Consider the following 13993-nt stretch of genomic DNA (forward strand, 5'->3'; position numbering starts at 1 on the left):
TGACTTAATGACAAAAACGTATTAAATAGACTTAATAATGTCTAACTTTAATTATTAATGTGATTTTTACCTGAGCTATGTTGGAACAATATGCTGCGGTTGGTTTAATCAAAATCAAATAAGGAAACAGAGTCAGCCCTAGCTGTTTCTTGTTGGCGATTCTACAAGAGAATGAGCGATTGTGAACCCCGTTGAGTAGAAAAAGGACGTTTCCTACAACCTAAGGGCGCTAGTCTGAAGGTGTCGCAGGTTCAACAACAAAAAACGCTGCGGCAAGGGCAGCGTTTTATCACTTCGTTTGGCATTTCTGAACCAGCAGGGAACTGTCTCAATTAGCTTTGCGTTCGGTTACTCAGTACGCGACGGCCATCTTGATAACGCTTATTCCAGTAAGTATCGGTCAGGTTCGAAATTGTCACACCGACGCTGGTCGAAGCGTGGACAAACTTATCGTTACCCAGATAAATACCTACATGACGTCCTGTCGAACCTGCGCGGAACAGCACAAGATCACCGGGGCGCAGTTTTGTACGCTGGATTTTTTTACCAATATCCTGCTGCTCTGAGGTTGAGCGCGGTAAATCCATGCCAAATTGTTCGCGGAAAGTCAGTTGTACAAAAGCAGAACAATCAATGCCGCGTTTACTGCTGCCGCCTAAGCGATAGCGAACCCCTTTCCAACCTGCGTACTGTTCTAAAATCTTTGACTTGATGTCAACGTTGCGAACCATTGCTTCGAATTCATCCTGAGAGGCTTGCAGTAAAAGCCCGTTTTTATCATTAACTGCACGCATCTCAGTTTGCGTATTGTGTAGATTCGAAGCGTTGTTCGAGCTGCACGCGGATAACATGACCGCCGCAGCTACTGCGGGTATTAACCGCAGAATGTATCTCATAATAGGTTGAGACTTGACCATTGTTATTGTTTTCCCTTGCTGTCCTTACGACGGATATCGCCACTAAAAAATGCCAAACGAAGTGAGACTAGGGTTCACACATCGATCAGACAATAACTTAAACGAATAAATGTGCAGAGCCGCACAATTTTTATTGGATTAAGCGCAAAATACTGATATTCGAGCGCAAACTTTTTCGAGGTTACCGGATTGACTTATAAAAGGCGAGTGTTTTTGCATAGATTCTTATAAGAAATCCTGATGTAACATAATGTTATATTTTCTTCCTTCCTCGATTAGCAATCAGGTACATCAAAAATAAATTTAACCTATTGTTTTAAAAGAAAATAATCGGATTGTCATCGGTGTCTTCGTCATGATGAACTTTTGTACGCTAATATAGCTCGCTGAAAATTATGCATGAATATGTGCCAAAACAATTTGGGTAAGGGAAAAGTAAATCATGACCAACCAGGCATTTAATGTGTAAACAAAAGTAGATATTTTTGGGAGTATTCCTAATTTATTGCCTCTGAACGTATTTGACGAATCTTCTATATTGCGCATTGTGTGCATTGTTTATCCTGATATAGATAAATTGCGTTGAGTCTCATTGGAAGGAGATGCGCGATCTAAGGGCTAATTAGGCTATCAGTAAAAGTGTCATGTGATTTATGTCGCATTTTCTGGGTTTAATAACGACTTAATTAACTTCAGTCATCACTGTGACTAGCCAGCAGGCGCAGTACGCGGCAGAGAAAGATGAGGCTGTAATTTACTTTATCGACGTCAATCCAATCATCACTCATCAGGACTATATGGATAATTGTCTTAACGGCATATTACCCATATTACGCTATGGGCGAAATTGTATTATTCAATCAGCTCGGTTGAATTGCGATCGATGATCACGCCCCATCTTGATAACGTAAGAATCAAACAGCAGGTAATGCTCTGTTCAGAAAGAGTTATTTGATTGCAGAAGGGATTAAGTTCAATAAGTTCTCGTACCATAAAGTGGTCAATTTGACGCAGTTTGACGACGTGATAACCGATGGCGCTATTCCGGAAAAGACGATTGATATGTTGATTAGCAAAAATACAAAAATGATTTAATCGAGATTTTAACGGGGAGTGGCGACTCCCCGTGGCGTGGGAATACGTATCAGGACCGTGGACGGCGTGCGCTTGGCAGACGTTGATTTATCCAGTCAATGATCCGATCGCTGGCTGGCGTGAGTAATATCCAACTGGCACCGACTAATACAACCGAAAGCGCACCGATGGCAATATCAGTAAACCAATGGGCGCCGATCATTATTCTTGGCAGTGAGAACACGATGGCGATAACCAATGCAATAGCAAAAGCCCCGCGTGAGAAATAACGTAGCATAAAGCAGGCGAATATTATTAACATCATGCCATGGTCGCCCGGGAAGCTATCGCTGGAGGCGTCTTTGGTTGGGATACCAATAAGCTCGCTAACGCGGTTGATATTCTCAAATACTAGCGTCGGGCTAGGGCGTTTAACCGGTAATAGATGTCCGAGCTGGTTAAGAAATACGGCCGTCAGCAACATCACAAAACCCATCACGATTAAACGACGTCGTCCTGCAGGGTTTTCTTTTAAGAAAAAATACAAGTAGAGCGCGCCCATACATAGCAGGGAAATAACGTCGAAGGCACGGTTATTGGTAACCGCCACCACATGCAGGAAGGTTGGGCTGGAAAGCAGATGCTTATTGAAGTAATGGAAAATGGCCGAATCGGGCCCGAACCACCAACCATGATTTTCAGGTAAGTACCAAGATAGGAACAGGGCAATACCCAATAGGTTGAGCATCAAGATTGTCGGTAAATTGCGGCGGGTCATGCGAAGGCCTATATATAATTAGATGTTTAAAACAGTAACGCAGATAAAATACGTCGGGCATTATACCTATTTATGTAAACGAATATTCAACAAATTGCCCTGTAGCGTATTCCAGTCGCTGTCTCCGGAAGAAATCACTTCAATTCGGCTGTCTGGCGGCGGAGTTGGACGAGTCTCAATCTGTAAATCATTTCCCTGCCGATTCACCACCAATGCGCCTTCGGGAATACGCATTACGCCTTTAACACGTTCTACCGGACTCAAACGAACCCATTCAAGCAACGGCACGGTGTCAAATATGGTCTCGCTGTTAAATATCCAACCGCAGCTAGTATAACCTTGCCCTTGGTTAAGCGCCCTGCGCCAAGGCTCGCCACTGTTTAGGTTTAATGCCGCCAGGCCTTTTTTTGGGGATGCTTCTCCGTGATGGTGGCGCGCATCCGGCAGTTGGGCCGTATTGGTATGCAGAATATCCAATACGGAAATATCTATTTTCCCCAAACAGGAGAAATACAGTGGACGCTGTGAGTTCTGAACTTGCTGCCATTCTGCCAATGCCTGACGGTCGGTATCGATATAAGTATCTTGCTTACTGGCAATAATGACATCCGCTGCGGCTAGCTGGTCGCGAAAATTCTCATTTTCAGTGTAGCGTTTATCCTGTAATTGGCGGGCGTCCAGCAAGCATAGCGTGGCGCTAAGACTAATCCAAGGCTGATAAATATCGGCGGTTAATAGAGACAGAATTTGCTTTGGATGACCCAACCCCGTGGGTTCGATTAATAACCGATCCGGTTTGGCCTGCTGTAGCAGCATATTCAGTCCCACTTGCATAGGTAAACCATTCACGCAGCACATACAGCCGCCGGGTATTTCTTTTAGTACCGCCCCGCTATCGGCTAATAACGCACCATCGATACCAATTTCTCCAAACTCATTGACTAACACCGCCCATTTTTCATGTTCGGGTTTTTGCGCCAATAACTGGCGAATAAGGGTGGTTTTACCGCTACCAAGAAAACCGGTAATCAGATTGGTTTTTGTCACCCACGTGCTCCCAGTAAAAAAACGTTGTGTTAAGCATACCGAAAAATAAAGGTTGTGAAACTTTCACATCAGACACTTAGATTATAATTTATTAATTAGCTTAATAATCAATCGGTTATTGAGAAAAGTCGCAAAGCAGAGTCTGAATAAGATAACGACTAACGTCGATAATTTAACTATTTTAATGGGTTATGCACCGATTAAGGTGGTAAAAAATGCCTTATCAACGCCATTGTTTTGAGCGAAATCCTCTACTCTTTAATTGAGTCTTAGCGGATTTTGAGGTGAACATGGGTCAATATCGAGTACTCAGCGTCGCACTGGTTTTATTTTCATGGACCGCATTGGCTAACGGAGCAGCCACCAGCGGAATCGTTCGCTTTACTGGCTCCATTGTAGATGCACCCTGCCAGATTGATTTTTCTGCACAAACTCTGGCAACCCGATGTTATAGCAACGGAAAAAACCTTTCTCAACGTCAGGTTATTACGGCGGGTATGGACACAACGTCCAACTTACCGGGGAATCTGGGCACTTCAGAAATTCAATGGCTGAATAAAGAACGTAATCTGGCCATTGTCACCATTAATTATCGCTAAAAGGATAGCTATTGCTAAAAGAACAGCTTAGCTAAAAAATAATTATCTCTGATAAACCAACGCTTATAAATTCAATGCTCGCAGCCCGATTTAATTAAATCGGGCTAATCTGTAGCATAATTATGTGCCTTTCTGTGAGCCATTGCGCAGCTCTGCCGATTTTTCTATCGGACCACATGTTATACTTCCAGTCATATATAGGGATATTATCCGTTAACTCCCCTTTTTGGTCAGACCAATTCAGCTTGGTACTGTTAAACAGGCCAGATTCAGGTAATAAAATAATGCGTTTATACCAAGAAGTCGGCGGGAAACTGCGCGATGCACTGAATGCGGGTGAATATAGCGTTGGCGATCGCCTGCCGCCAGAGCGTGATATTGCGGAAACATTTCAGGTCAGCCGCAGTGTGGTGCGGGAAGCGCTCATTATGCTAGAGCTTGAAAAACGGGTAGAAGTCCGGAAAGGTTCGGGCGTGTACGTGCTTAGCAGATCAGAAAATAATGTTGATGATGAGCAGCCCGTAATTATTGATAGCGGATATGGTCCGTTTGAATTGCTACAGGCTAGGCAATTGCTGGAAAGTGAAGTTGCCGCTTTTGCTGCATTGCAGGCGACCAAGGCCGATATTATCAAAATGCGGCAGGCGATAGAGCAGGAGAGGCTGTCGCTAGAAGCCGGACAAATAGATGAAACTGCCGACGAGCTTTTTCATTCTCTTCTGGCTCAATCGACGCAAAATAGCGTGTTGGCCAGTATGGTTCGGGAAGCTTGGCGGGCGCGGAATACCAGCGTGATGTGGCAGGGCGTTCACCTGCACGTTGCCGATTTCAGCTACCGTTGGCAATGGCTGGAAGATCATCAGAAGATCTTACAGGCGGTGCTCCGGCGAGACAGCAAGGCGGCCAAACAGGCTATGTGGCAGCATTTGGAAAACGTGAAGAATATACTGTTGGAAGTTTCCGATGCCGATCATCCCGATTTTGACGGTTTCTTGTTTGAATCGGTGCCGACATTATCAGATAACAGATAAATAGCGGATAGATAGTGTGAATAGAATAAATAGTGCGGCGAAATAAAAATGGGAATGCTTTGAGGCAATACCACCGATCGCATTAGACGGCCAGTGGCATTGGATTTATCAGGCTTTCTCTAACAGTAAACGCACCGTTTCTTTGGCGCCATGTTGTTGTAACTGAGCATAAGCCTGAGTGACGGCAGCGACAAATTCAGCCTGCTGGGGTAATTCTTCGCCGAAGAGGCTTTTTAGTGCCAGTAAAGCCTGCACTCGTTCTGCGCCGTCTTTGGTTTCCGCAACGCAGGCTTTAAAACTTTCCAGCATTGGATCGCGAATATCAATTTCCTGACCTGCATCGTCAATACCGCCGACATAACGCATCCAGCCTGCAATGCCCAGCGCCAGACAGGCGTAAGGGCCGCCGTTTTTCAGATGCCAACGCACGGAATCCAGCATGCGCTGCGGCAGTTTTTGGCTGCCGTCCATTGCGATTTGCCAAGTGCGGTGTTTCAGCGAAGGATTGCGGTAACGCTCGATAAGGCTATCTGCATATGCATCTAGATCGGTATTTTCGACGTTAAGCGTTGGCGCCTGTTCAGCCATCATCAGTTGGCGAGCGGCACGCACATAGTTGGCATCGGTCATACAATCGCTAATATGTTGATAACCTGCCAGATAACCTAAGTAAGCCAAGAAAGAATGGCTGCCGTTCAGCATGCGCAATTTCATTTCTTCGAAAGGCAATACATCAGCCACTAACTGAGCACCGACGGCTTGCCAGTCCGGATGTCCGGCAATAAATTTATCTTCGATAACCCATTGAATAAATGGTTCGCAGGCTATGCCGCAGGGATCGGCTACGCCCAATTCGGCGGCTATTTCATGCAGCGTTTCATGGGTTGCGGCCGGTACGATGCGATCCACCATGGTATTAGGAAAAGTGACGTTTTGGCGGATCCATTCGGCCAGTTCCGGATCGCGCGCGGCGGCGAGGCTCAGTACCGTACTGCGAGCCACATCGCCATTTTCTGGAATGTTATCGCAAGACAGAACCGTGAAAGGCGACAAACCGTGTAAACGACGCAGGCGCAGCGCTTCGACCAACACGCCGGGTGCAGAGGTTGGCGCTTCCGGTACGGCCAAATCGGCCTGAACCATCGGATGATTGAGGTCTAACTGACCGCTGCCTGGTTCAATGCAGTAGCCTTTTTCAGTAATAGTCAGGGAAACAATGGCGACCTGTGGCTCAACCAATTTATCTAGCACCTTCATGATACCGTCTAAACGGGCATGCAGAGATTCACGTACCGCGCCAATCACGATGGCCTGATTGCCTTCGGCGCCTTTTTCCAGCACCGAATACAGATGATCTTGCTTACGTAAGTCCTGAATCAGGGTATCTCCGCCGAAAAGACTGACTTCACAAATCCCCCAGTCACCGCCCAGCTGATTCAGCACTCGGTCGGCCAATAACGCTTGATGAGCACGATGGAAGGCTCCGAAACCCAGGTGAACGATGCGGCTTTTCAACTGACTGCGATCGTAAGTCGGACGGCGGACGGCGGCGGGAAGCGGGCTATTGGCAAGGGTTTTCATACATAAACTCCAGAATGGTTTAGCTTCCCAAATGTTCGCCTGAGCGTCTGGGAACCGGTATCAAATGTAGGCAAGCTGGAAAGGTGTTGGACCAGTTTGGTGGGTCTGTCTCTCTGGGTTAACCCTCTCTATCAGGGAGAGGTTTCCGCTGCTTGTCATGATTAGCGGCTTGCAGTGTAAAGCGATATGATAGAAATTAAAATTGGTTAGTCCAAAATTGGTCATATTCGTGAGGTGGATCAACCAATGTACTTTTGCTTTTTGACACTTCCTCAGTAAAGAGTAAGGTTAAAGCTGAGTGATATCTATTGATAATCGGTATAACAACATTTCGGTATAAGGTCTGATACGTGAAAATATGACCCTTGGGATACCGAATGAGCTTGAGATGATGAGTAACCGCTAAAAAGAAGGCAATTTGACTCCCGCATCGCAGTTATTGCCGATGGCGCAGTAACACGGGGTAATTCAATGATAATGACGCAGGTGAGAAGGTAAAGCAGATGGAACAAACATGGCGTTGGTATGGCCCGAATGACCCGGTTTCGCTGGATGATATCCGTCAGGCTGGGGCAACAGGCGTAGTAACTGCACTGCACCATATTCCAAACGGCGAAGTGTGGCCGGTGGAAGAAATTAAAAAACGTCAGGCAGAACTGGCGGCGAAAGGTCTGGTGTGGTCGGTAGTAGAAAGTGTGCCGGTACATGAAGAGATCAAAACCCATTCGGGTGATGTCGATCAGCACATTGCCAACTACCAGCAGACGCTGCGCAATCTGGCGGCCTGCGGTATCGATACCGTGTGTTACAACTTCATGCCGGTGCTGGACTGGACGCGTACCGATCTGGAATACACTCTCCCAGACGGTTCCAAAGCGCTGCGTTTTGACCAGATTGCCTTTGCGACCTTCGAGCTACACATACTGAAACGTCCGGGCGCGGCTAAAGACTATACGGCGGAAGAACAGGCACAGGCAGCGGATTATTTCGATTCGATGACCGAGGCGGAAATGGCCAAACTGACCGGCAATATTATTGCGGGTCTACCGGGAGCCGAAGAAGGCTATACTCTGGACCAGTTCCGCGCTCGTCTGGCTGAATACGACGGCATCGATAAAGCCAAACTGCGTGAGAATATGGCCTATTTCCTGCGTGCAATTGTGCCGGTTGCGGAGCAGGTGGGTTTACGTATGGCGGTGCATCCAGATGATCCTCCGCGTCCGATTCTTGGCCTGCCTCGCATTGTTTCCACCCTTGAAGATATGCAGTGGCTGAAAGAGACCGTAGACAGTATTTACAACGGTTTTACCATGTGCACGGGCTCCTACGGCGTGCGGGCGGATAACGATCTGGTCAAGATGATCGAAACCTTCGGCGATCGTATTCATTTCACGCATTTACGTTCAACCTGTCGTGAAGGCAATCCGAAAACCTTCCACGAAGGCGGACATTTGCAGGGCGACGTAGATATGTATGAAGTCGTGAAGGCGATTCTGACGGAAGAACAGCGCCGTCAGCGAGCGGGGGATAGCCGTCCTATTCCGATGCGTCCGGATCACGGCCACCAAATGCTGGATGATTTGCACAAGAAAACCAATCCCGGCTACTCGGCAATTGGGCGTCTGAAAGGTTTGGCTGAAGTGCGCGGCGTAGAGTTAGCCCTGAAGCGAGCGTTTTTCCCTGAGTTACGTTAATTCAGTGAAATGATGGTTTGTGGGATAATGATGGTTAAGGGCCGGTTTTGCCGGCTCTTAACGTTGAATCAGCAAAGATTAATCTGCGCGACCCATATAACGGCGTTCTGCGATATGAATACGGATTTTCTCTCCTGGGCTGATGTACTCGGGCACCTGAATTGATAGGCCGGTACTCATGATTGCCGGTTTGTTACGAGCACTGGCTGAAGCGCCCTTGATGCTCGGTGCAGTTTCCACAATTTCCATATCGACCGTTTGCGGCAATTCGAGCGCCAGCAACTGGCCTTCCATCGTTAATACCTGCATTCCCGGCATACCACCTTCAGGAATAAACAGCAGTTCTTCTTCGATCTGCTCTTTTTTGAAGTTGTACGGCGTATAGTCTTCTTCATCCATAAAGACGTATTCGTCGCCATCAATATAAGAGAAGTTGACCGCGCGGCGGGTTAGCGTGATGGTATCGAGAATATCATCGCCTTTAAAACGCTCTTCCACTTTCAAACCGGTACGCACGTCTGAAAAACGCATTTTGTATAAAGTGCTGGCGCCACGGGCGCTTGGACTTTGTACATCAATATCTTTCACCAACAGCAATTTGCCGTTGTAGTTGACCGCCATACCGCGCTTAATTTCGTTAGCTCTTGCCATAAAAATAACCCGCCAATCAGGATTGAAGATAAGTTGCGACAAATTACCCGTGCTGCGGGCTACAGGCAAGCAGATAGCGTAAAAAGAATGAGGAAAAAGCGCGAAAACCTGGCCTGGAACAAGCAATGATTCGATGGCGGATTATTGCGGGAAAAAGAATGTGCCGCCGGAGAGGAATTGGCCCGGCGGCGCAGAAGATTGGAACCTATTGATAGACTGGCAGTAAGCCCATTAATGCACAGATATGCGCCACGGCGTTAATCAGGCCAAAGGCGATGATAAAGCCGATCATCAGGCTGCCGCCAGGAGCCCGGTAAGTGGCCTGCGGGAAGCGTCGGCGCGTCGCGCGCGCCATCAGTGCCGGAACAATAACGGCCCAAATAGTGGCTGCCAGACCGGCAAAACCAATAGCGTACAGGAAACCATTCGGAAACAGTAAGGCGCCGATCGTGGGTGGCACAAAGGTCACTAATGCTGATTTAGCCCGGCCAATGCCGTCATCGGCGAATTTAAAGAAATCGGCGATATAGTCGAACAGTCCCAATGATACCCCGAGGAAGGAGCTGGCCAACGCCATATAGGAGAAGGCATTCAGCAATTGACCGGTCAATGGGCCTGCGGATACCGTATCCATCTGTTTTAGCAGGCTGCCAATGTTGCCGCCGTCGGCAATCACCAGTTTGAAAGCATCGCGCGCGATGTTGCCCTGAATCACATACTGCCACAGGATATAAATCGCCAGAGCAATCAGCGTGCCGAATAACAGGCTGCGCACCACGGATTTACTGTCTTTGCGATAATACTTCACCAAACCGGGCACGTTGCCGTGATAGCCAAATGAGGTCAGCAGGTAAGGCAGAGCCGCGAGCGCGTAGGGCAGATAGCTGGCGTCGCTTTGGCTATGGTTAAACAATACGTCGGCTTTTACGTGTGTGTACATATCACCTACGGACATAACAAAGGTGATTACCATTCCGCCAATCAATATTGTGCTCAAACGGTCTACCGCACGGGTAGATAACCAAACGATAAAGGCCACCAGTACCGCGAATACTAGGCCTGACGTGGTTTGCCCCACGCCGACAATGCCGTCTAGGGTGTGGGCGATAATGGAGCCGCCCGCCGAGATGTAGGCGTAAGTCAGGATATACAGCACAAAGGTAATGGACAGTCCGTTGATTGAGCTCCACATGCGCCCCAGCAAGTCCTGCACCACCGTATGGAAACTGGCGCCGGTCGGGTAATTGAGGTTAGCTTCCAGAATCATCAGGCCGGAAATCAGCATACATGCCCAAGTGTAGATCAGCAGCGCAACAGAACCGCTAAACCAAACGCCGGCGGTCACGATAGGAATAGAGAACATTCCCGCGCCGACGGCGGTACCTGCTACGATCATCGCGCCGCCGAGAACTGACGGGCGGGATAGGGACTGAGTAGAGTCCATTGACATGCATTGCTCCTGAAAAACCCGCTGAGGGTAAGGTTCTTTTGTACTAGCTCAATGGTACAGTGGCGGCGGGTCGCTGTAAATAGCTGAATATACTTAGACTGAATAATTAGCTGGTTAATACTTCGGTCATCAGCCTCATGACTATCGCTATATAATGCTTATAGTTTAGACTTTGGTTAAATAATCGACAGATCGATTGAGTGATTCATCCCAGTTATTGATGCGGAATAATCCGGGGGAAGGATAGTGCTGGTAGTTATTGACGGCGATTGCTATTGTCCGCCATCTACTCTGTCAGCCCACCGGAGAATCACTGATGGACTGTCGCTCAGATTGCGGTGCGTGTTGTATTGCCCCCTCGATTTCCAGCCCCATTCCAGGTATGCCTTTCGGCAAACCTGCCAATACCCGCTGTATTCATTTAGCCATTGATATGCGTTGCGCTATTTTCCACTCCCCGCAGCGACCAACAGTGTGTGCCAGCCTGCAGGCTCGACGGGATATGTGTTTTACCCATCGCGATGAGGCTTTGGTGTATCTGATTCAGTTGGAAGCAGCCACCGCGCCATAATTGGCAATAGCGGCAGGTTTTGGGCGTGAAAAAGGCGATATTGAATATCGCCTTTCAGTTTTGTCTGTAGAGCCAGAGGTACGTCTTCTGGCTCTATGTTGTCACGGTTAAGCGCCTTCTGGCACCGCATGAGCGGTATTTTTCAACACCTGACCAGTATATTTCTCAATCTCCAACTGCGCCATCTGGCCACAGTTACCCTGAGCCAGACTGGATGAGCCGATATCGAAAGTCAGGCAGTTGATATTGCCGTTTTTACAGATAGAGCCCGGTTCCGCCGGTTCTGCCGGATCGAACCACGCTCCCTCACTGACACGAACTACGCCCGGACGAACGTCTTCGGTTACCACTGCCCCCACCATGATCTGACCGCGATCGTTAAAGGCACGAACCAGATCGCCGTTGGTAATACCGCGCGCGCTGGCATCCTGCGGGTTGATCAGAATCGCTTCACGATCGGCCACCGCATATTTTTTCCGCAACGGGGTATTATCCAATTGGGAGTGCAACCGGTTGATCGGATGAGCGGTGTTGAGCGACAACGGGTATTTTTTCGCTTCCGGCCCGCGATACCATTCGTAGGGTGGCATCCAGGTAGGAATTCCCCGACAATCGGCATAACCCATTTTGGCAATAGTATCTGAATAAATCTCGATCTTGCCGGATGGCGTCCCGAGCGGGTTTAACAGCGGATTTTCCCGATAATCGGCAAAACGAATCCATTGCTTATTGGCTTCTGGAATCGGGAATCGAACGTAGTTATTCGACTGCCAGAACATATCAAACGGTGGCAGAGCGACTCGCGCCGTTCTGGCCTGAGATTTCATATCGTCGTACATGGATTTCAGCCACTGGGTTTCATCTTTGCCGTCGGTAAAGGCATCAAGAACGCCCAATTTGGCCGCCATTGCAGCGAAGATATCAAAATCGTTACGAGATTCATGCTGCGGCGGTACACATTGATGCATTGGGAAAACATACAGTTGCGAGTAATCGCCGCCCATTTCCAGATCGTTACGCTCGTAGCTGGTGGTGGCAGGTAGCACGATGTCGGCGTACTTGGCGGTTGCGGTCCAGTAAGGTTCGTTTACCACGATGGTTTCCGGGTGCTGCCAGGCTTTGATCAGGTTATTGGTATCCTGATGCTGGTGGAAGGTGTTACCGCCCGCCACGTAGACCATTTTTATATCGGGATAAGTCACCTTAGTGCCATTAAAATCAATGGTTTTACCCGGATTAGCCAGACATTCCGCAATACGTGCCACTGGAATCGGAGCCGGTGAGTTCTTCGGTGCATTACCGGCGGAAATCCCCGGTAAAATGCCGCCTTTGGCCGTTGGGCTACCGCCGGAAGAGTAGTGATAGCTGAAACCGAAACCGCCGCCCGGCAGGCCGATTTGGCCAAGCATGGCCGCCACGGTCACCAGCAACCAGTGCTGTTGTTCCCCGTGATGCTGACGCTGAATGCCCCAGCCGCCCATAATCATGGTGCGCTGTTTCGCCATATCCCGCGCGAGCTGACGCAGAACTTCAGCATCTACGCCGCTGATATCGGCGGCCCACTCGGCATTTTTCGGCTGACCGTCATCGTCACCTAACAGGTAGGACTGGAATTTATCAAAGCCGACGGTGTAGGTTTTAACGAAGTCCGGGTCATACAGTTTTTCAGTCAATAAAGTATGGGCGATACCGATAAGCATCGCGCTATCAGTATAAGGGCGCGGGGCGATCCATTGAGCGTTAGTGAATTTGGCGCTGTCGTTATACACCGGATCGATACTGATAACTTTGGTGCCTTTTTTCTTCAGCGCTTCAAAACCGGTCTGGCCCACGTGATCTGGAATGTTCCAGCTATTTTTTAAAGTGATCATCGGGTTACAACCCCATAAGATCACCAGCTCGCTGTTTTCTATCACGTTTGGCCAGGCAGTTTGCTGCTCGTAAACCTCCATAGAGCCGACGACGTGGGACATAATCACCTGCGCAGCACCGGTAGAATAGTCACCGGCATAACCGAGGAAACCGCCGGTCAGGTTCATCAGACGCTGTAACAGGGTGCGGCTGTTGTGCAGCATTCCCACGCTTTTCCAGCCGTAAGAACCGGCGTACAGTGCTTGCGGGCCGTGATCTTTCTGTACGCGGGTAATTTCTCCACACACCAGTTCAATCGCTTTATCCCAACTGACACGAACCCACTCATCGCGGCCACGTAGCTCAGTACGGCTCCCCGGCCCGCCTTCCAGCCAGCTTTTGCGCACCATAGGATATTTGATGCGGTTTTCCGCGTGTACCTGATAAGGCGCCATGGTGATCAGATCGTTAGGGTAGGGATCGTCTTTTACAGGCTGAACGGCGACCATACGGCCATTTTCGACGATAGCTTCAAACGCGCCCCAGTGAGCGCCGGTCAGAATGCCTTTCTGTGCCTGACGCAATGCTAAAAACTGAGGTAACGCTTGGCTAATGGCCTCTGCCAGCGCCGATTTAGGCCACAGGCCAGCCACTAAAGGTAACGCCGCTAACGCGCTGGTGCCCATCAGGAAACGGCGGCGGCTCATGTGTAACGGTTTTTGTTCGTATTTGCTCATTTTCGCCTCTCG

At 48.8% G+C, this 13993-nt stretch carries 11 protein-coding genes; 4 read left to right on the plus strand and 7 right to left on the minus strand.

Features of this window, described 5'->3' with window-relative positions:
• Positions 1-332: 332 nt before the first annotated feature.
• The 3 genes from mepS to AD970_RS04350 form a co-directional block, all read right to left on the minus strand.
• The gene (gene mepS / locus AD970_RS04340) at positions 333-917 is read right to left on the minus strand and encodes a bifunctional murein DD-endopeptidase/murein LD-carboxypeptidase (RefSeq protein ID WP_049597099.1); all 585 of its coding nucleotides are present in this window, start codon (positions 915-917) and stop codon (positions 333-335) included.
• 1144 nt (positions 918-2061) lie between these two features.
• A complete protein-coding gene (locus AD970_RS04345; RefSeq protein ID WP_049597100.1) occupies positions 2062-2769 on the minus strand; it encodes a phosphatase PAP2 family protein in 708 nt (235 codons plus the stop codon).
• A 66-nt stretch (positions 2770-2835) separates the two neighbouring features.
• A complete protein-coding gene (locus AD970_RS04350) occupies positions 2836-3816 on the minus strand; it encodes a CobW family GTP-binding protein (protein ID WP_049597101.1) in 981 nt (326 codons plus the stop codon).
• 290 nt (positions 3817-4106) lie between these two features.
• Between AD970_RS04350 and AD970_RS04355 the strand changes: the two genes are divergently transcribed.
• Entirely contained in the window at positions 4107-4415 is a 309-nt protein-coding gene (locus tag AD970_RS04355) for a fimbrial protein (RefSeq protein ID WP_049597102.1), read from the plus strand.
• 284 nt (positions 4416-4699) lie between these two features.
• Complete coding sequence (locus tag AD970_RS04360; RefSeq protein ID WP_049597103.1) at positions 4700-5446, plus strand: FCD domain-containing protein; 747 nt, start codon at positions 4700-4702, stop codon at positions 5444-5446.
• 108 nt (positions 5447-5554) lie between these two features.
• On the opposite strand, the gene AD970_RS04365 is transcribed toward AD970_RS04360, so the two are convergent.
• Positions 5555-7027, minus strand: a complete 1473-nt coding sequence (locus tag AD970_RS04365) for a mannitol dehydrogenase family protein (RefSeq protein ID WP_049597104.1) — start codon at positions 7025-7027, stop codon at positions 5555-5557.
• Positions 7028-7530: 503 nt separating this feature from the next.
• Between AD970_RS04365 and uxuA the strand changes: the two genes are divergently transcribed.
• The gene (gene uxuA / locus AD970_RS04370) at positions 7531-8721 is read left to right on the plus strand and encodes a mannonate dehydratase (RefSeq protein WP_049597105.1); all 1191 of its coding nucleotides are present in this window, start codon (positions 7531-7533) and stop codon (positions 8719-8721) included.
• Positions 8722-8799: 78 nt separating this feature from the next.
• Here uxuA and yeiP read toward each other — a convergent pair whose 3' ends face one another.
• Complete coding sequence (gene yeiP / locus AD970_RS04375; RefSeq protein ID WP_049597106.1) at positions 8800-9372, minus strand: elongation factor P-like protein YeiP; 573 nt, start codon at positions 9370-9372, stop codon at positions 8800-8802.
• 205 nt (positions 9373-9577) lie between these two features.
• Positions 9578-10822 carry a tryptophan permease gene (mtr, locus tag AD970_RS04380; RefSeq protein WP_049597107.1) on the minus strand — a complete coding sequence of 415 codons (1245 nt, stop codon included), beginning with the start codon at positions 10820-10822 and terminating at the stop codon, positions 9578-9580.
• A gap of 316 nt (positions 10823-11138) precedes the next feature.
• Between mtr and AD970_RS04385 the strand changes: the two genes are divergently transcribed.
• Positions 11139-11393, plus strand: a complete 255-nt coding sequence (locus AD970_RS04385) for a YkgJ family cysteine cluster protein (RefSeq protein ID WP_049597108.1) — start codon at positions 11139-11141, stop codon at positions 11391-11393.
• 107 nt (positions 11394-11500) lie between these two features.
• On the opposite strand, the gene torA is transcribed toward AD970_RS04385, so the two are convergent.
• A complete protein-coding gene (gene torA / locus AD970_RS04390) occupies positions 11501-13981 on the minus strand; it encodes a trimethylamine-N-oxide reductase TorA (protein ID WP_049597109.1) in 2481 nt (826 codons plus the stop codon).
• Between the last annotated feature and the right edge of the window lie 12 nt (positions 13982-13993).

The sequence above is a fragment of the Yersinia nurmii genome, from assembly GCF_001112925.1.
In the GTDB taxonomy this organism is placed as follows: Bacteria; Pseudomonadota; Gammaproteobacteria; order Enterobacterales; family Enterobacteriaceae; genus Yersinia; species Yersinia nurmii.